General features: G+C 35.6%; 16 protein-coding genes. 9 read left to right on the forward strand and 7 right to left on the reverse strand.

The features are described from left to right. Positions 1 to 54: 54 nt before the first annotated feature. Positions 55 to 543 (forward strand): tRNA (N6-threonylcarbamoyladenosine(37)-N6)-methyltransferase TrmO, encoded by a 489-nt coding sequence (tsaA, locus tag M0051_RS03065; protein ID WP_306740064.1) that lies wholly within the window; start codon positions 55 to 57, stop codon positions 541 to 543. Between the two features lie 168 nt (positions 544 to 711). On the opposite strand, the gene hemH is transcribed toward tsaA, so the two are convergent. From hemH to M0051_RS03080, 3 genes are all read right to left on the reverse strand, one after another. Beyond that, on the reverse strand, positions 712 to 1,722 hold the full coding sequence (gene hemH / locus M0051_RS03070) for a ferrochelatase (RefSeq protein ID WP_306740066.1): 1,011 nt from the start codon (positions 1,720 to 1,722) through the stop codon (positions 712 to 714). A gap of 89 nt (positions 1,723 to 1,811) precedes the next feature. After that, positions 1,812 to 2,717 carry an oxygen-dependent coproporphyrinogen oxidase gene (gene hemF / locus M0051_RS03075; protein WP_306740067.1) on the reverse strand — a complete coding sequence of 302 codons (906 nt, stop codon included), beginning with the start codon at positions 2,715 to 2,717 and terminating at the stop codon, positions 1,812 to 1,814. Between the two features lie 16 nt (positions 2,718 to 2,733). Further along, positions 2,734 to 3,051, reverse strand: a complete 318-nt coding sequence (locus M0051_RS03080) for a DUF6787 family protein (RefSeq protein WP_306740068.1) — start codon at positions 3,049 to 3,051, stop codon at positions 2,734 to 2,736. Positions 3,052 to 3,330: 279 nt separating this feature from the next. Here M0051_RS03080 and M0051_RS03085 point away from each other — a divergent pair, with 279 nt between their 5' ends. Continuing rightward, positions 3,331 to 3,537 (forward strand): hypothetical protein, encoded by a 207-nt coding sequence (locus M0051_RS03085; RefSeq protein ID WP_306740069.1) that lies wholly within the window; start codon positions 3,331 to 3,333, stop codon positions 3,535 to 3,537. A gap of 139 nt (positions 3,538 to 3,676) precedes the next feature. Here the strand turns inward: M0051_RS03085 and M0051_RS03090 are convergent, their stop codons facing one another. Continuing rightward, on the reverse strand, positions 3,677 to 5,215 hold the full coding sequence (locus tag M0051_RS03090; RefSeq protein ID WP_306740070.1) for a peptide MFS transporter: 1,539 nt from the start codon (positions 5,213 to 5,215) through the stop codon (positions 3,677 to 3,679). 311 nt (positions 5,216 to 5,526) lie between these two features. Between M0051_RS03090 and M0051_RS03095 the strand changes: the two genes are divergently transcribed. From M0051_RS03095 to M0051_RS03105, 3 genes are all read left to right on the forward strand, one after another. Then, positions 5,527 to 7,038 (forward strand): NAD(P)H-hydrate dehydratase, encoded by a 1,512-nt coding sequence (locus M0051_RS03095; RefSeq protein WP_306740071.1) that lies wholly within the window; start codon positions 5,527 to 5,529, stop codon positions 7,036 to 7,038. 52 nt (positions 7,039 to 7,090) lie between these two features. Further along, complete coding sequence (locus tag M0051_RS03100) at positions 7,091 to 8,233, forward strand: DUF4831 family protein (protein WP_306740072.1); 1,143 nt, start codon at positions 7,091 to 7,093, stop codon at positions 8,231 to 8,233. Between the two features lie 267 nt (positions 8,234 to 8,500). Then, a complete protein-coding gene (locus M0051_RS03105) occupies positions 8,501 to 9,976 on the forward strand; it encodes an aminoacyl-histidine dipeptidase (RefSeq protein WP_306740073.1) in 1,476 nt (491 codons plus the stop codon). 90 nt (positions 9,977 to 10,066) lie between these two features. Here the strand turns inward: M0051_RS03105 and M0051_RS03110 are convergent, their stop codons facing one another. The 3 genes from M0051_RS03110 to M0051_RS03120 all read right to left on the reverse strand — a co-directional run bounded on the left by M0051_RS03110 (position 10,067) and on the right by M0051_RS03120 (position 13,225). Beyond that, the gene (locus tag M0051_RS03110; protein WP_306740074.1) at positions 10,067 to 10,516 is read right to left on the reverse strand and encodes a DUF2062 domain-containing protein; all 450 of its coding nucleotides are present in this window, start codon (positions 10,514 to 10,516) and stop codon (positions 10,067 to 10,069) included. A 133-nt stretch (positions 10,517 to 10,649) separates the two neighbouring features. After that, complete coding sequence (locus M0051_RS03115; protein WP_306740075.1) at positions 10,650 to 11,768, reverse strand: alanine racemase; 1,119 nt, start codon at positions 11,766 to 11,768, stop codon at positions 10,650 to 10,652. A 38-nt stretch (positions 11,769 to 11,806) separates the two neighbouring features. Next, positions 11,807 to 13,225 carry a nicotinate phosphoribosyltransferase gene (locus M0051_RS03120; protein ID WP_306740076.1) on the reverse strand — a complete coding sequence of 473 codons (1,419 nt, stop codon included), beginning with the start codon at positions 13,223 to 13,225 and terminating at the stop codon, positions 11,807 to 11,809. A 268-nt stretch (positions 13,226 to 13,493) separates the two neighbouring features. Here M0051_RS03120 and M0051_RS03125 point away from each other — a divergent pair, with 268 nt between their 5' ends. The 4 genes from M0051_RS03125 (at position 13,494) to M0051_RS03140 (ending at position 18,997) form a co-directional block, all read left to right on the forward strand. After that, positions 13,494 to 14,879: an MFS transporter gene (locus M0051_RS03125; protein ID WP_306740077.1), complete on the forward strand. Its 1,386-nt coding sequence runs from the start codon at positions 13,494 to 13,496 to the stop codon at positions 14,877 to 14,879. A gap of 260 nt (positions 14,880 to 15,139) precedes the next feature. Further along, the gene (locus M0051_RS03130; RefSeq protein ID WP_306740078.1) at positions 15,140 to 16,579 is read left to right on the forward strand and encodes an MFS transporter; all 1,440 of its coding nucleotides are present in this window, start codon (positions 15,140 to 15,142) and stop codon (positions 16,577 to 16,579) included. Positions 16,580 to 16,791: 212 nt separating this feature from the next. Then, positions 16,792 to 18,156: an MFS transporter gene (locus M0051_RS03135; RefSeq protein WP_306740079.1), complete on the forward strand. Its 1,365-nt coding sequence runs from the start codon at positions 16,792 to 16,794 to the stop codon at positions 18,154 to 18,156. A 208-nt stretch (positions 18,157 to 18,364) separates the two neighbouring features. Continuing rightward, positions 18,365 to 18,997, forward strand: a complete 633-nt coding sequence (locus M0051_RS03140; RefSeq protein WP_306740081.1) for a hypothetical protein — start codon at positions 18,365 to 18,367, stop codon at positions 18,995 to 18,997. Positions 18,998 to 19,067 lie beyond the last annotated feature (70 nt).

Here is a 19,067-nt window from a genome sequence, read left to right on the forward strand (position 1 = left end):
TGAGGATATAAATAAAGAATTGTTACATTTATCTGATCACAAAAAAGGAAATACATGAACGAAATAATCTTTCAATCAATCGGACTTATTCATACACCTCACAAAACGCGAGAAAATATGCCCATTCAGCCTCTAAGTGCAAGAGGTGTAAAAGCAAGAGTGGAGTTAAACCCTGAATTGCGCGATGGATTAAGGGATTTGGAGTCTTTTTCTCATGTGATTCTGATCTATCATCTGCATAAATCGGAAGGTTTTGATTTAGATGTAATGCCCTTTATGGATGATAAAACTCATGGCTTGTTTGCAACCAGAGCACCCCGAAGGCCCAATGCTATAGGAATGTCAACCGTTAAGCTTCATTCCATAGAAGGAAACATTCTACATGTTGAGGATCTCGATATCTTGGATGGAACTCCTTTGTTGGATATCAAACCTTTCTTTTCGAAGTTTGATAATCGTCCCGATGCTATATCCGGTTGGTTAGACGAAAAATGGAAAGAAGAGAATAGGGGCATTAAATCAGATAAACGATTTAATTCATAGTAGTAAACGAAGAGTAAGTGAACTTTTTTACTCAAACTGTTTGAGCGCTACTACCCAAGTTGTTTGAGCAGTAGTTTACAGTTTACTTGAGCAATATACTCAAGATGTTTGAGTAGTGCTTCCCCAATTGCTTGAGCAGTCTACTCAAGTTGCTTGAGTGGCTGTGGATTAATTAATGACTAAATCCTTCAGAGTAGCAATCCATTTTGGATGATCATTTAAGCTCTCTACCAATACCAGTTCTTTACCACCATTTTCTTCAAATAGTTCGCGGTATTCTATGCCAATTTCCACTGTTGTTTCAAGGCAATCTGCTACAAATGCAGGACTAAATACCATTAGTTTTTTAGAGCCTTTCTGGGCTTGTTCAATTACCACCTTATCCGAAAAAGGTTCCAGCCAGTTTTTGTCCAATCTCGACTGAAAGGCAACCGTATATTTCTCTTTAGGGATATTTAATTTTTCAGCCAGCAGTTTACTGGTTTCGTAGCAAGTAGCACGATAGCAAAAGTAATCAGTATCTGGTCGGAATTGTTTGTCGCAATCACAATTCTTACAATTCTTTTGTGGATGTACCTTGTTTACTTGTCGCAAAGGCAAGCCATGATAGGAGAAAATAAAGTGATCAAAATCGTTTAAATCATGTTTATTTGCGTTATCTACTATTGTATTTAGATATCCTTCATGATCGAAAAACTGATTCACCAATTTTATTTCGGGTATTACCTCCCAGCTTCTGATAATCTCCATCGCCTTTTCGAAAGTAGAGCCTGTAGTTGAGGAGGCATATTGTGGATACATAGGGAGAATGATCAATTTGTCGGGCATATCCAATCTAATCTTCTCTAAAACTTTCTTCATAGAAGGTTCCTGATACCTCATGGCCAATTCCACCTTAAAATTCTCATCAAGTTCTTGCTGAAGCAGGTCTTTTACTTTTTCACCATAAATCATCAATGGAGAACCATCTTTGGTCCACAATTGCTTGTATATTTTCGATGATCCTTTGGCTCTGAACGGTACAATAATCAGGTTTACCAATATTTTTCGAAGCAACCAAGGGATATCAATTACCCTTCTGTCGTTCAAAAATTCGAATAAGTAGGTACGAACATCAGATACATTTGGACTTTTTGGAGTTCCCAAGTTTAGAAGCAGGACAGTAGTTTTCTTTGACATAGTGCGTTAGTAACAACAATTAAAAAAGGAAATGCATTTTACATTTCCCTTCTGAAATTAATATTTTATTTCAACAATTGTATAACAATTTAAAAAGTTAATGGTTCAAGCCAATTAATATCTTTTTTTAAAAGCTGTAAGGTTTGTGCCTCTTTCGATCCTTCTTTCACTTCGTATTGATAGGTCCATTTTACTTCTGGCGGCATACTGACCAAAATTGATTCGGTTCTGCCATTGGTATCCAATCCAAATTTTGTTCCCTTATCCAATACCAGGTTGAACTCAACATATCTTCCACGACGATGCAATTGCCAGTCTTTTTCCTGCTCGCTGTACAATTTAGATGCATTGCTTCGCATGATTTCGCAATAGGTAGGAGCGAAAAGTTCACCTACATCCAGAACAAAAGCAAACAGCTGTTCTTTTGTCATTCCCGAGGAATCGTTCAGATGATCGAAGAAAATGCCTCCAACACCACGTGTTTCATTTCTGAAAGGCAAATAGAAATATTCATCGGCCCAAGGTTTAAATTTGTTGTAAAACTCAGGATTGTGTTTGTCGCAAACTTCCTTCAATTTCAAATGAAATTCTTTTGCCTGATTTTTATCTACATAAATTGGAGTGAGATCGATTCCTCCTCCAAACCAATAGCTGCCATCACTTAGCTCAAAATAGCGAACATTCATATGTATAATGGGCACATGAGGGTTTTCGGGATGCATGATTAAGGAAACACCTGTCGCAAAAAAATCATCAGCCTCAAGCTTTAATTTGTTCTTTATTTTCTCAGGTAACTCTCCATGAACAGCAGAAAACTGAACCCCACCTTTCTCTATGATATTTCCATTTTTAATTACACGGCTTCTTCCACCTCCACCAGCTTCACGTTTCCAAATGTCTTCATGAAATTGAGCACCACCATCGCAATTTTCCAATACTTTGGTAATTTTATTTTGTAGCTTTTTAAATTCTTCGGCTATATATTCTTTCTGCATATTGTATTCTGTTTGTTTAGTATGATTTTGTTGCAGCCTTGTTGCTTTTCCTTTGAAACCGACTCAACATTCTCTTTTCAAAATTCCAAAAGAAACGGAATTGTCCGAATAGCGTTCCCACAATCAAAAGTAGAACCTGGTAAGTTGGTGTGATGATAAGAATGCTAAGAAGAATTCTTAGTAAAATATTTGTGTCAGCATCTATTGAGAAGTATTCAAATATTGGGTTACGAATCATTACAGATAAACTACCTGTAATCGAGAATACAATTAGAATGATAACCAGTTGTAGGTTTGAATTGATTTCCCAGCGTTTTTTTAGTTTGTCGAACATCTAGAAGTATTATTTAGATTAGTTTTAGATAAAACAAATATAATATAAAATACCTTTAGGTCTGAAATAGCATTTAAGAAATCTGTTTGATTTTATTGATATGATGATTTAAATAAGAACTTTTAATTTTTTTCAAAAAAATATTCAAGAGTCCAAGTTTATTGGACTGCTCACGCATAACTTTATACTGGATTTAAAATTCGGCCGATTTTAAATATGAGAGATATTAATGAAGCAACCTTAGTTGCTTTAAATTTTTAATTGTTAAAATTTAATATTATGAATTTTGAAAAAATTGGTGTTGAAGAATTAGAACAGAATGAATTATCATTAGTTTCAGGTGGTGAAGCGTGGTATAATAAAATGATGAGAGGTTTTAGAGCTGGAACAAGAGATACAGAGGTGTCTTCAGAGGATATGGATGGTTTTGGTTGGTACTCTTTTGGATATGGATTAGGTGTATCATCGAGAGAGCAAGTTCATTAGTCAATTCATTTTCTTTCAAATTAATAAAAGAAGAGTGTGTTCTGTTATTTGACACACTAGTTCTAAATTATTCATTTTCACAAAAAACCACCTCAGAATTTTCTGAGGTGGTTCATTTTATAATATATTTTGGATCTGCTTACTTAGCAACTCTTTCTAGCCACTTAAGCATGAAGATAATCGTGAACATAGAGATTACACATGCGGTTACAAACACTGCCCATGTCATCCAGATTGGAATGTGTTCATATAAAATTGCACCAATAAATAACAATCCGTTACCAAAAGCAGTAGCACCTAACCAACCACCTTGCATAATACCTTGCAGGTGAGGAGGAGCAACTTTAGATACAAATGAAATACCCATTGGGCTAATGAATAACTCAGCTACCGTTAAGATAAAATAAGTAAGGATAAGCATCATTGGACCTACTTTGTCAGCTTCAGCTAGTGGAGTACCACCTAATGAAGAAGAGATTTCATTAAACAATGGTAAACCGAAAGATCCTAATGTCATTACAACAAAACCAAGAGCTGCGATAAACATACCAATCGCAATCTTCTTTGGAGTAGAAGGTTCTTTACCACGAGCATTTAACCATCCAAAAATTGCAACAACAATTGGAGTTAAGAATACTACGAAGAATGGGTTAGCAGATTGGAAGATCTCAACAGCGAAATCCCATCCGAACAAACTCAATCTAGTATAATCTTTACCAAACATTGTAAGTGTTAATCCATTTTGGTGGAATGAGAACCAGAAGAAGATAACCACAGCAAATACAGCTAATAAAGCGTAAATACGTTGCTTGATTTCCTTAGGATCCATGTCAATAACAGGAGCTTCTGCTTTTCCATTTTCTTTAACATCTTCTTTGCTACCAGCAGGATTTGGGAACGTTTTCTTTCTAGCAATAAAAATAGCTGTAGAAATCAACATTGCTACAATTGCAATACCAAATGCGTAATGGAAACCTTCGTTAAATACATTCAAATAACTATTTGAAAATGCTTGAAGATTTTCAATAGTTCCACTTGTTGAAGCAGCTTCAGCACTTGATTGGAATTTAGCAATGTTCTCGTTAGTCATTGTACCAGCCAGGTAAGTATGACACTGCTCAGGAAGAGTAGCATCATAAAAGAATCCATGCTTTTCAAGCCACCATTTTCTGATACCAGGAGCTACAAGAGGAGCAAAAATACCACCAACGTTGATAAACATATAGAAAAGAGAGAAACCAGAATCACGTTTTTCCCTGTACTGAGGATTATCATACATTTGACCAACTAATGCCTGTAGGTTACCTTTAAATAAACCATTACCAAAGGCAATAATAAATAAACCTACAATTGAAATTGTCAAATAAACTGGCACACTCGAAACAGGAGTTGGAGTAGGAATAGCTAGAATTAAATAACCTCCTCCCATAAGGATTAGACCAGTTAAAATAGTTCCTTTATAGTTTCTTAATTTATCGGCAATAATACCACCTGCTAAAGCAAGGATATAAATTGAAAAATAAAAGCCCGAATAAATATAGCCAGCACTTGTACCATTCAAACCAAATTTTGCTTGTAAGAAAAGTACAAGAATAGCCATCATGGTGTAAAAACCGAAGCGTTCGCCCATGTTAGCCAATGACGCCGGAATTAGTCCTTTAGGATGTCCTTTAAACATAAATGTTAGTTTTAATTTATAATAGTTTCGTTTCAGTTATGAAAGTGACAAATATATAGAAAAAATCAGAAGTCCATAATGATTTGTAAGCGTTTCGATCGAATTTAAATCGTTTTCGTAAGAAGTGGCGAATTTCAAAAGTTTAGTATCTTTGATAGGAAAGCCCATTTTGCTGTGTGTTTGGCACTTTTGCGAGTGTTTTTAGATATGTGATACTTGTTGGTAACATGTTATTAAAAAGCAATCCTAATAAGAGAGTTCGCATACAATATCAATTACAAATTTACGTCTAAATAGAAACTGATAGAACCATGAAAATATTTCCCGCCTCTAAGATTGCAGAGATTGATTCTTATACCATCGAAAATGAACCAATTGAATCTTTAGATTTAATGGAGAGAGCTTCGAGTAAATTATTTAAGAAAATTATGAAGAGATTCCCTGCTCCCAGGAATTGTAAAGTTTTTGTAGGACCGGGAAATAATGGAGGCGATGGTTTGGCTGTAGCCAGAATGTTAGCTGAGAAGAACTATGCTGTTGAGGTTTTTATCATCAAAATCTCAAATCAGCTTTCGAAAGATGCGGAGGTAAATCTGCAGCGCTTGAAATTGATTAAAAGCGTTGATATTTATGAATTAACTTCGATTGATGCAATGCCTTGGCTTTTTCCGGATGATATTGTGATTGATGCAATTTTTGGTTCAGGACTTTCAAGACCCATTGAAGGTTTGGTTTTTGAGGTGATAAAAGCAATTAATGCAAGTGAGGCGAGTGTTATGGCTGTTGACATTCCTTCGGGATTAATGGGGGAAGACAATTCAAAGAACAATTATAAAGGAATTGTAAAGGCCGATTTGACTTTAAGTTTTCAATTTCCAAAATTGGCTTTTTTGTTTCCGGAAAATGCAGAATATGTAGGAGAGTGGGAAGTTTTACCTATTGGCTTACATCCTGAAATTATTAAGCAAGAGCAAACTCCTTATAAAATGTTGAATCGGGAGTTTGTAAAATCCCTATTAATGCCTCGAAAAAAGTTTGATCACAAAGGCACATACGGGCATGGTTTATTAATTAGTGGCAGCTATGGGAAAATGGGAGCGGCGATTTTGGCCTCTCGCGCTTGCTTGCGCTCTGGGATTGGTTTACTAACTTCGCACATACCAAGGTTAGGCTATGAAATTATGCAGACTGCGGTTCCTGAGGCAATGGTGAGTATTGATCGTTCGGATATCATTTTTACGGAATTTCCGGATTTAAGTCAATTTAAAGCGGTAGCAATAGGTCCAGGTATCGATAAAAAGCAAAATTCTTATTGCGGCATGATCAATTTATTGAAAGAAATAAAAACACCTATGGTGATTGATGCTGATGCCATTAATATTTTAGGAGAGCATCCTGAGTTGAAGAAAGAGTTGCCAATGGGCACTGTGTTTACGCCACATCCAAAGGAATTTGAGCGATTGGTTGGAGAATCAGAAGATAGTTTTACACGTAATAACATGCAACGTGAGTTTGCAAGGGAGCATGGTGTAACTCTTGTATTAAAAGGAGCTTATACAGCAATTGCTTGCCCTGAAGGAAGTGTTTATTTCAATCCAACAGGAAATCCTGGTATGGCAACTGCAGGAAGTGGAGATGTGCTTACAGGAATAATATTATCTTTGCTTTCGCAAGGATATTCTTCGAAAGTGGCGACAATTATTGGAGTATATCTTCATGGTTTGGCAGGCGATTTGGCAGCAGAGAAGCTAGGATATGAAGCTTTAACAGCTAGTGATATTATTGATTTTTTGCCAAAGGCATGGTTAAGATTGAAAAAATAGGGAATTGTAGAGGTGTATCATAATACATTTCTACTTAAAACGATAAAATAAAATGAACAGAAACATTTTTAAATTACTAGTAGCAATTTTGATTGTTGGTGGAACAATTGGAAATGTAAACGCACAAAAGCGCAGAACTCTTGAAACTCCAAACACGGTTATTTATGCTTTACCACAAACAGTATTAAAAGTTGATGTGGTGGCTGAAAAAACGATCATGAAAAAAGGACCTTTTGCCGACTATGCAAAAAAATACCTTGGTATTTCTGATGTTGTAACCAATGATGGTGTAGAGTGGAAATTGAAATCGATAGAGTTAAATGGAGTAGGAGAGGTTGATCCTGATCAGTACTATAAAATAACTACTTCGGTTGATTATGAACCAAGTTTAATTTCTTTAACTCCTGAAGGTTTGATTCGTGGATTTAACGTGAAGAATTCTTCCTTTGAAAATGTAGAAAAAGAGATTATTTCTCTTACTTCTGATGAAGTAAAGATGGAGTACGGAAAATTCTCGATTGACCCGATCGTTAAGTATAGAGAAGATACTACATACCAAGTTGTTGAAACTGATACAGCATTTATTAAAGTGCCAGTATTGGAAAAGCAAGCTCTAAGTAAGTCGTTGGAGGAAAAGGCAGAAGAAGCTGCTCATCAAATATTCAAATTAAGAAAAAGAAGATTTAAGATTTTAACAGCAAATTTTGAAGTTTTGCCTCCTGATGGAAAAGCTTATGAAGTGTTGGTAAAAGAATTGGCAAAATTGGAAGAAGATTACATCTCGATGTTTGTTGGTAAAAAGGTAAGCATTCAGAAAGTTTATCAGTTTTCATATGCACCAAAGCAAGGAGAAAAAGGTGGCGTTATTTTCCGTATGTCACCACAAATGGGACCTGTTGGAGTAAACGATTTAGGCGGTCGCCCAATTCGAGTGGATTTTAAAAATTTAAATGTTACCAACCAGTTGGCAATATTGCCAAGTGCAGGAGTTAACCCACAAACTCAAATTGCATATAGAATACCAGGTATGGCCGATGTGTCCATTTCAAATGGCAAAAGTGTTTTACTAAAGAAACGCATGCCAATTGCCCAGTTTGGTAAAATTGCAAAAATGCCTACAGAAGTTCTTTTAAATGAGAATTATAGTATAGAATTCTATCCGGATTTAGGTTCGATAAAAGAGATGATGAAATAAACTACCGTTATCAGTGAGATTTTGATTTGATTCGGATCTTCGCTTAAAATATAAAAAAGTCCTTTTCTTGCAGAGAGGGGCTTTTTTGTTTTATCAGGTATGATAGCTCCTTACAAACTTCAAAAAATAGATTTTCTTGCACTGTCGGATTCTTAAAAAAACTTAATTCCTTATCACTTTTGCAATAAGTCTTTTTGCCTTTCTCAAAAAATATTACCTTTAGTGCTCTTAAATAATAAACACAAAATTTAACGGAGGAAATATATAATGAGCAAAGAAATTTTAAGCCTCGAGCCTAAAGCAATCTGGGAAAATTTTTATTCTTTAACTCAGATTCCACGTCCATCTAAACATGAAGATGCGATTCAGGATTTTATGATGAAGTTTGGTCAGGACTTAGGTCTTGAAACCATTAAGGATGCAGTTGGTAATATCATTATCAAGAAGCCAGCTACTCCAGGTTACGAAGATCGTCAAGGTGTTGTATTGCAAGGTCACTTGGATATGGTTCCACAGAAAAATGCAGATACAGTTCACGATTTTGAAAAAGATCCGATTTCTGCAATCATCGATGGTGAGTGGGTTACTGCTGATGGTACTACTTTAGGTGCTGATAACGGTATGGGTGTTGCAGCTGCAATGGCTGTTCTACAGGCTACAGATATTGAGCACGGTCCGGTTGAGGCTTTGTTTACTGCTGACGAAGAAACAGGCATGACTGGTGCTTTCGGTCTTCAGAATGATGTTTTAGATGGTGATATCCTTTTAAATATGGATTCGGAAGATGAAGGTGAACTTTACGTTGGTTGTGCTGGTGGTATCGATGCAAATGTTAGCATGAAGTACAAAGAAGAGAAATTGGAAAAAGGACATGTTGCTTACAAACTTTATATGAAAGGTTTGAAAGGTGGTCACTCAGGAATGGAAATTATTCTTGGTCGTGGTAACTCTAACAAGTTATTGTTCCGCTTCATGAAATATGCTACTAAAAACTTTAAGCTAAAATTGGCTTCAGTTGATGGTGGTTCTCTTCGTAACGCAATTCCACGTGAGTCTTTCGCAGTAGTTGCTGTACCTGAAAAATATAATGAGAATTTCTTAGCTGCAATTGCTGAATTCGAAGCTACTTACAAAGCAGAATTATCAGCTGTTGAACCAGATTTGGCATTCTTTGCTGAAGCAACTGATGTACCTAAGAAAGTATTCAAGAAAAAATCACAGAAGAATTTAATTAACGCTATTTATGCTTGTCCTAATGGTGTTATTCGCATGAGTGATGATATGCCAGGATTGGTTGAAACTTCATTAAATCTTGCACGCGTTTTCAGCGAAAATGGTGTAATTACAATTCAAGCTTTGATTCGTTCATCGGTAAATTCAGCTAAGGAAGATTTAGCTCAAATGGTTGCTTCTACTTTCGAAATGGTTGGTGGAAAAGTGAAATTGGAAGGTGAATATCCAGGGTGGAAGCCAAATATGGATTCTCCTATCTTGAAAACCATGCAAACTGTTTACAACGATAAGTATGGTAAAATTCCTGAAATTAAAGCAATTCACGCTGGTTTAGAGTGTGGTTTGTTAGGAGCTGTTTATCCAAAATGGGATATGATTTCATTCGGACCAACTATCCGTTTCCCTCACTCTCCGGATGAGAAAGTGAAGATTGATACTGTAGCTAAATTCTATGATTTCTTAATTGAAACATTGAAGAATGTTCCGGTAAAAGAAGCTGTTGAAGCATAATTTAATGCTATCAGATATAGGAAAGGACGTACATTGTACGTCCTTTTTTTGCATCTAGATTTTATTGTATTTCTTGTACAGAAGTAGTCTTTATCTAAATCTCTTTAGAAGAAAAAATATCACCAGATAAAAAAGACTACCCACGATACTGGCAACTATTAAAGATCCAAGAGCAAACTGCAAATAGTTTTCTCCCAGTGTTTTTAAATTCATTAGATCTGGAACCTCAGTTTGAAAATGCCCTGTGAGTACAAAAGCTCCGGTCTGATAACCAGCAATAAGAATTAAAGGAATTATTGGTGGAATACTACTAATGTTCACCGTTACCAAAACCAGAACTTTGTTAAGGCGTAGCAAAACAGCCAGCGATAACGCCAATGCAGTCTGAAATCCCCAGGTTGGAGAAAAAGCAATAAAGGCTCCCAACGCTAACGAAAGAGCAATTACTGAATTAGAATTGTTGGCTGCTGTAATTTCTGCGACAATAGCTTTTTTAATTCTCGATGGTCTAAATTTTTCTATATATGCTTGATAATTCATATCTGTCCAACTTCTCTTACCCAAGTAACAAATCGGAAATAAAAATGTTCGGTAAATCTATTACGATATTACTCAAATTAGAAATGGTTGATTTTAATCAATCATTAAAAGTTTATTTCGTATTGATAACTGTTCACTGTTTGCTATTCATGGTAGTAATCCAATTTCCCTCAGTTGTCAGATAATCTTTCATTAAATTAACAGTCATGCATGAATGCACAGGTAATATTCCAATAAGGTCTCCTATTGTAAACTGATCAAACAAATCATCGCTACAGCGAATGATTCCATGCTCTTGCGAAATGCTTGCCAGGAATCCACCACCAAGAATTTCACTCCAGCCATTCTCAGTTATTCGTACCAAACTACCGAATAACTTTGTCCCTTCATCATCGGCCTCAATAAATTCTTTGGAGAAGTGAACACCACCACCATGAATCACCAATTCGTTTCTGTCGATATTACGTGCAATTACAGGGCAAGCCATTGCTACGGCAATTTCGTTTTCGTCGCAAGATCCCAGTATATATTGCATGATGTCATAGAAAACAAAATTACCTGGTCGAAGCTCATCAATACCATAGAATTCCTCGCTTATACTGCATGCGGGAGTATCGCCAAGAGAAACTTCAATGTTTGGAATTTCTTTGCGGAATACATCCTTTAACTCGTTTAAATCCAGAAGGGTTTTGCTGTGGTTCTTGTGAATGTCATTTTGATCTTTTGCATTGTAATTATGTCCTGAATGCGCTAGAAATCCTCTGCAGTTCAATTTTTCCGTATCCTTCATCAGATCAATTAGAATTCTGAATGATCCTATTGCTTCAGAAGGCAAACCACATCTATGATAACCGGTATCTACCTTTATAAAAGTGCCTACAGGATGTTTCAATTCCGATTCTAAAAAGAGAATTGCTTCTCTAGATTCAACAACCAAATTCAATTGAATTTTGGAAGCCAAATCATTAATCAAATCAATTTCACGTACGTTAACAGGAATGGCCACAGTAATATCCTGCCAGCCATGATCAGCGAAATATGCTGCCATATCCATTGACGAAACGGCAATGCTTTCAATACCTTTTTCTTTGAACCAATTTCCCACTTCAGCAGATTGATGCGTTTTAAAGTGCGGACGCAATCGTGCATTTGCTCTCTGTGCCCTTGCTATCATGGCTTCAATATTGCTCATGCATTTTTGCTTATCTAACAATAAGGTTGGGCGAATTATTTTTGAGTCTAAATTATTCATCAGGTCTTTGTCTATTGAAAGTAATACTTGCGTAAAATCTATTTAATTTTTGCTCTGATATTTTTAAGCATACTATCTCTCAGGTCAAGCAAATTTTCAGATATTCCAACCTTATAAATATGCGGGCTGATAAAGCGCTTGTGCTCGTCAGGCAATTGATTAAATCTCTGCTTTAGGTATGTATTGATTTCGCTTGGAGTTTTCTCTTCGATAAGAATTTCACCCTTTTCCATTACTTTTTGAGTTAACTCTTCGGCTGTATAGTTGCTTACCTCAGTATTTTTGTCTCTATGGAATGGATGGTAAATTTTGTCTGCATTTTCTTCATTAGCAAGTAAAATTCCATCTCTGAAAAACTTCCCATCCTTATCGAAATATCTCATCAATTTCTTTTTTCCCGGAATTGTAATTTTTTCAACATTCTCTGATATTTTCAAACGAGGATTTCCATTGTTTTCAACCAGTTTATACACGCCATCCAAAGCGCCTGTATCCTTTCCTGTTACCAATTCGGTTCCAATGCCATAACCATCGATTCTTGCCCCTTGTTCGTTCAAACTTTTAATAACGTATTCGTTTAACTGATTTGAAGCAAATATCTGTACATAGTCTAAGCCTTCATCATCAAGCATTTTTCTGGCCATTTTACTCAAATAGGCCAAATCACCACTGTCTAATCGAATGCCAATTAGTTTATTTCCTTTCTCTTCTAATTCCTTTGCTACAATGATTGCATTCGGAATACCCGATTTTAATGTATTGTAGGTGTCTACAAGAAGAACAGTACTTGTTGGATTTATCTCTGCATATTTTCTAAAAGCTTCCAATTCATCATCAAAACTTTGTACCCACGCATGAGCTTGAGTGCCTGATACTGGAATATTGTAATTGAATCCACTGTATACATTGGATGTGGAATCTGCACCTCCTATTACTGCAGCTCGGGAAGCATGAACACCTCCTAAACCTTGAGCTCTTCTCAAACCAAAATCAGCAAAAGCTTTTTCTCCAATTACATTTCTAATGCGACATGCCTTGGTTGCAATAAGCGATTGGAAATTCAAATAGTTTAGTAGAAGGGTTTCAATTAACTGAGCTTCAATAATATTTCCTTCTACACGAACGATTGGTTCATTGGGAAATACAATTTCACCTTCGCGAACACTATAAATGGTGGCATTGAATTTAAAATCCTTCAAATAATTTAAAAACTCTTCTCGTAAACCAGATTTTCTTAAAAACGCTATGTTTTTATCATCATACTTGAAGTTTTGCAATATTTTTAAAAGATCGTAAAGGCCGGCAAAAACAAGGTATCCACCTTTATATGGATTCGTTCGGTAATAGTAATCAAAAACGGTTTGTTCTTGTTCTTTACCGCTTAAGTAATAGCCTTGTGCCATGGTTAGCTCATAATAATCAGTATATAAGCCAGCATTTCCTGTTAATGTATTCATCTGCTTATGATTTTTTCCAATTTTTCAGAAAGAAGCTGCAAGATCAAAATAATCATTATAGTATGTGTTTAATAATTACTTTAACGATGCTTGTTTCGCTGGATTTATTTAAATAAAAATCAACTCAAAGATAGGGAATATCTGCCGTACAAACTCGAAATGTGGAATCAATATAGATAAGTTAAATATGTTTGAGGTCATTTGTTACTATCTGTATTAATCCTAAATTAGCGGCCTTTAAAAAATTAAACAACAAAAACTTATAAAAATGGTAATGACTGCGCAATTAAAAGAATCTATTAGAGATTCTAAATCGGCCAGATGGTTTGTTTTGATTACAGTGTCGTTCTTGATGCTTACAGGATATTTCTTTACAGATATCATGTCACCTTTACAAGGAATGTTGAGAGATCAAATGGGTTGGTCGAATTCGGCTTACGGTACATTTGCAGGATCTTATTCAGCTTTAAATGTATTCTGTTTGATGCTTATTTTTGGAGGTATCATTCTTGATAAAGCAGGTATTCGCTTTACAGGAACCTTCTTTGTTGGGGTTATGATTCTTGGAGCATTTTTAAACTATTATGCAATGACTGATACTTTCAATAATGGAGGTCTTGGATATGCATTTCTAGATTCATTTTTGACAAAATACCCACCTTCACTAAAGATGGCTATGATCGGATATTCATTGTTTGGAGTAGGAGTTGAAATTGCTGGGATCACTGTTTCTCGTATCATTGTAAAATGGTTCAAAGGAAAAGAAATGGCATTAGCGATGGGATTAGAAATGGCTTGTGCTCGTGGTGGTATGTTAATTGCATTCTCTGCTTCTCCATGGATGACTGGTGCTGATAAAATCATTACACGTCCATTGGCATTTGGAGTAATTCTTTTAATTATTGGTTTGTTGGCATTTTTCGTGCATAACATGATGGACAAGAAGTTAGATGCTGAGGTTGCTGCTGATGATTCAGTTGAATCTTCTGAAGATGAATTTAAAGTGTCTGATGTATTCTTATTGTTCAAGAATCCTGGATTTATTTTGATTGCACTACTTTGCGTATTGTTCTATTCGGCAATTTTCCCATTTACAAAATTTGCTCCAGATTTGATGGTGCAGAAGTATGGTTTTGCTGAAGAACTTTCGGGTATGATTGTTGGACTTCTTCCTATTGGAACCATGGTGTTGACTCCTGTGTTTGGTGCATATATGGATAAAAAAGGAAAGTCAGCAAGTATCATGATGTTAGGATCATTATTATTGATTTTCTCTCATGTTATTTTTGCTTACCTACCAGGAAACACTGCTTTTGCATTTGTTGCAATGATTGTTTTGGGATTTGCGTTTTCATTTGTTCCTGCTGCAATGTGGCCATCAGTACCAAAAATTATTCCTGAAAGTCGTTTAGGTTCTGCTTATGCAATGATCTTCATGATTCAGAATGTTGGTTTAATGTTATTCCCAATGTTGTTAGGTTATGTATTGGATCAATCAAATCAAGGATTAGTTGAAGGAGAAGCTCTTAACTATACAGATTCAATGACCTTAATGGTAGGATGTGGTATCGCAGCTCTTATTGTTGCTTTCTTCCTGCGTTCAATCGACACCAAGAAAGGATATGGTCTTGATCTTCCAAATATTCAGAAATAATTTGTATCATTTCTGATTAAATTATAAAGATTGGAATAATCCCGATGGATATTTAATTCCTAGTTACAAATGCATTGCAATTACAGGGTATTTGATATCTTTCGGAACTAATCAAACATATTATGAAAGTCGCCTTATGGGCGACTTTTTTTGTGCCTCATGTTCTATCATGAATTCAGTCATTTGTTTTTTAAGTCATTAATCTTAATTTAGTGGGCTCCTAAAATGATTAATAAAAGTTTAACCCTAAAATTTTAATAATGACAGACGCTATTAAAAAGACGTTGAGAGATAATGCAGGTGCCCGTTGGTTTGTGTTAATTCTCGTTTCGGTAACTATGCTTATTGCATATACCTTTATGGAGGTACTTTCTCCTCTTCAAACACTAATTCAAAGTACTTACGGATGGAGTGGAACTGATTGGGGAATAGTTACTGGTGCACAGGGATATCTGAATGTATTTGCTTTCATGCTGATATTTGCTGGTATTGTGCTGGATAAAATGGGTATCAAGTTTACTGCAGTAGGATCTGGTTTGGTAATGATTCTAGGTGCTGCTATTAAGTACTATGCCTTTGCTCATAATTTTGAAATGGGTGCTACCATCATAGGAATCGATGCCAGAGTATTTACTTCAGCTGCTGGTTTTGCTGTATTCTGTGTGGGTGCCGAAGGTGCTGGTATCACCGTATCAAGAATCATTGTAAAATGGTTTAAAGGAAAAGAGATGGCTTTGGCTATGGGTACCGAAATGGCATTGGCTCGTTTAGGTTCATTCCTGGCTTTATTTGGATCTCCACGTTTGGCAGATGCTTTTAGTATTCCTACAGCTGTTTTGGTAGGTACTTTGGCTCTTTGTATTGCATTAATTCTATTCATTGTTTATTGTGTAATGGATGTGAAATTAGACAAGCAAATAGAGGATGAGGCTGAGGAAGAAGAACCATTTAAAATTGCAGATCTTGGATTAATTATCAAGAGTAAAGGGTTCTGGTATATTGCTATCCTTTGTTTGTTATTCTATTCGGCAGTATTCCCATTCTATAAATTTTCATCAGGTTTGATGGTAAACAAGTTTGGTATTGATCCTTCAACAGCAGGTGATATTCCATCGATCTTGCCATTTGGTACAATCCTGTTAACACCGCTTTTCGGTTTTATTTACGATAAGTTAGGTAAGGGTGCTTCTATTATGATTTTGGGAGCAGTATTATTGGTAATTGTTCATACCATCTTCTATTTACCAGCGCTTACTGCAACTTGGGTTGCTATTGCAGCTGTAATTCTTTTAGGTATTGCATTTTCTTTGGTTCCTTCGGCAATGTGGCCATCGGTTCCAAAAATTATTCCAGATAAACAGTTGGGATCGGCTTACGCTTTAATTTTCTATGTACAGAACATTGGTCTAATGTTGGTTCCAATTCTTTTAGGTGTAGTTTTGGATAAGACTAACCCTGGTGTAAACGAGAAGGTTGAAACTGCTATTGCAAACTTCAGGGCCGAAGGTGTACCGGCTAACGAAATATCAGCTAAAGTGCAAGGATTAAGAGAAATTGGAGAGATTCCAATGTTCGATTATTCTTCAACTTGGCTAATTTTTGTGGGATTAACAATTCTTGCTACCGTTTTTGGTTTCCTATTGAAAGCGGAAGACAAGAAGCAAGGTTACGGTCTTGAATTGCCAAATATTCAAAAATAATTGAACTAAGATATTGTTTTAAAACCGCCTTGAAAACTATGTTTGAGGCGGTTTTCTTTTTATACATTATTGTGATTTTTAGAATAGAAACTGCACTAGCCTAATACCTCAATCCAGGGTATTCTAATACCTTAATCTAAGTTAGACTATTTATTATGCCATATGAAAAAGCTTTTGTATTTTCGGTGCTTCTTATAACTAACACTAAACTAATGAATACAGAAGCTTTAAAAACCTCCTTGCGAGATAATCCTTTTACTCGTTGGGCAATGTTGCTTACAGTCGGATTTGTTCTGGCAGCAAATTATTATTTCTACGACGCTTTATCACCATTAAAATCAACCTTAACCAGAGAGCTTGGATTCACCAGTACCGATTTTGGTTTGTTTGTCTCAGTGTATTCTGTACCCAATGTTTTTTTGTTAATGGCAGTTCTGGGGGGAGTAATTCTTGATAAGCTGGGTATTCGAAGAACAGGATTCATGTTTATCGCATTTATGGCATTAGGAGCTTTGCTTACCGCTTATGGAGCCAGTGATATGTACCGGAATGAAGGTTTAGGCTACGCTTTCATGTCATCTTTCATGCCAGGATATTCACCAGAATTGAAGATGATGCTTTTGGGCAGATTCCTATTTGGTTTAGGAGCGGAAACCAGTATTGTTGTAATTAGTAAAATCATTGTAAAATGGTTCAAAGGAAAAGAACTTGCTTTGGCATTTGGTGTAAAACTAGGTTTGGCAAGAACAGGTTCTATGTTAGCATTAATGTTATCACCTAGGTTAATTAATGCTGAAGCTGGGTGGACAGTGGCAACATGGTTTGCAGCTTTCTTTGTAACTACTGCGCTTCTTGTATTTTTGATTTATATGATGTTCGACTTGAAGTTGGATAAGCAAGTTGAGAAAAGTACACTTGAATCTAAATCAGATCCATTTAAGTTTTCAGATCTTGGAAAGTTGATTACAAATCGATCGTTTATTTTTGTTACTCTTTTGTGTTTGACCTTTTATTCAGCAGTGTTTCCATTTTTTGCATTTTCGGCAGATTTCTTTAAAAACAAGTTTGGTTTAACTGAAATCCAAAGTGGTGATATTGCAGCTATGATGCCATTGGGAACCATGTTGTTTACTCCGATTTTTGGATTCTTTGTTGATAAGTATGGGAAAGCAGCATCCTTGATGATATATGGGTCATTAATATTAACTATTGTACATCTTACTTTTGCTTTTACCACTGTTACTCCATATGTTATGATGGTAGTTTTAGGCTTAGCATTCTCATTAGTGCCGGCAGCAATGTGGCCTTCTGTTGCTAAAATGATTGATGAAAAGAGAATTGGATCAGCATATGGCTTCATGTTCTCAGTACAGAATTTAGGTCTTTGGGCTTTCCCAATTTTAGCAGGAATGATTTTGGATGGTACTAATCCCGTAGGGACGGAAAGTTTAGATTATACTTATACAATGATCATGTTTTCTGGTCTGGGGATTGTTGGATTTATCTTTGCCTTGTTGTTAAAGAGAGAGGATAAAGTATCAGGATACGGTTTAGAGTTGCCTTCGAATAGTAAATAGAGATATTTCAATATAGAAAACGAAGCTGTCAATTACTTGACAGCTTTTTTTAGTGCTTTAAACTTAGAGTTTTGAATAGAATATGAAAAGAAAGTCATATTTTCTGAGTAGGGTAATATTCTATTTTGTCGTTTTATAAGTAGACAAAGTTTAAAACTGCTCGCAACCCTTTTGTTAAAGATGCATCTGTAAAATAAAAATCTGCCTTATGAAAGTACAACTCATTTATGCTGGGATAACATTGTTCTTATTTGTTTCATGTTCTACTGTATCGAATACAGCAAGAATAAATAATACCCAAGGAATTGACCAAAATGCCAATAATCAGATTAGCATGCAGTTTTTAGGAAATGACAATTGCTGCGTTGAAATGAATAATTGCGAAGGAGTTTGGAATCGAGAAGATAAAACAATCTACCTGACAGGTTTAATTGCAGACAGTGATTGTATGGATACTGCAGAAGAAATTAGTATTGGTGTGCAAGGAGTAGACTTGAATAATATTAAGTTTCCCCATGTGGTTTGTGGTGAATTTGATGAATCGGGTTATGTATCCTGGTATAATGAGCAGGAAGTACAAAGAGAAAGAAATTTTTGCAATAAGACAGGAGTTTGTGAATATCAGGGCAATGTAAAAAAAGATAAAATTAAACTCACACTAACTGGATTCAAAAACAATGTATTATACGGAAATTTTGAGGGGAGAATTTTTTTAAAGGGGACTGGTAAGTTGAAATTTGTGAAAACAAGTGAATACAAGGATATCAGTAATGGAACCTTTAGTGTAAACCTAACAAAAGAGCAGTTTAAAAAGCGAACCAATTATTTGGTAAATAAGTAGATCAGAATTCGAATCACCCCGGATTTATTATTGAATCGATTTGTTGAATAATTCCAGCTTGTACGCAAAA

Origin of the sequence: Marinifilum sp. D714 (assembly GCF_030851345.1) — a bacterium.
In the GTDB taxonomy this organism is placed as follows: domain Bacteria; phylum Bacteroidota; class Bacteroidia; order Bacteroidales; family Marinifilaceae; genus Marinifilum.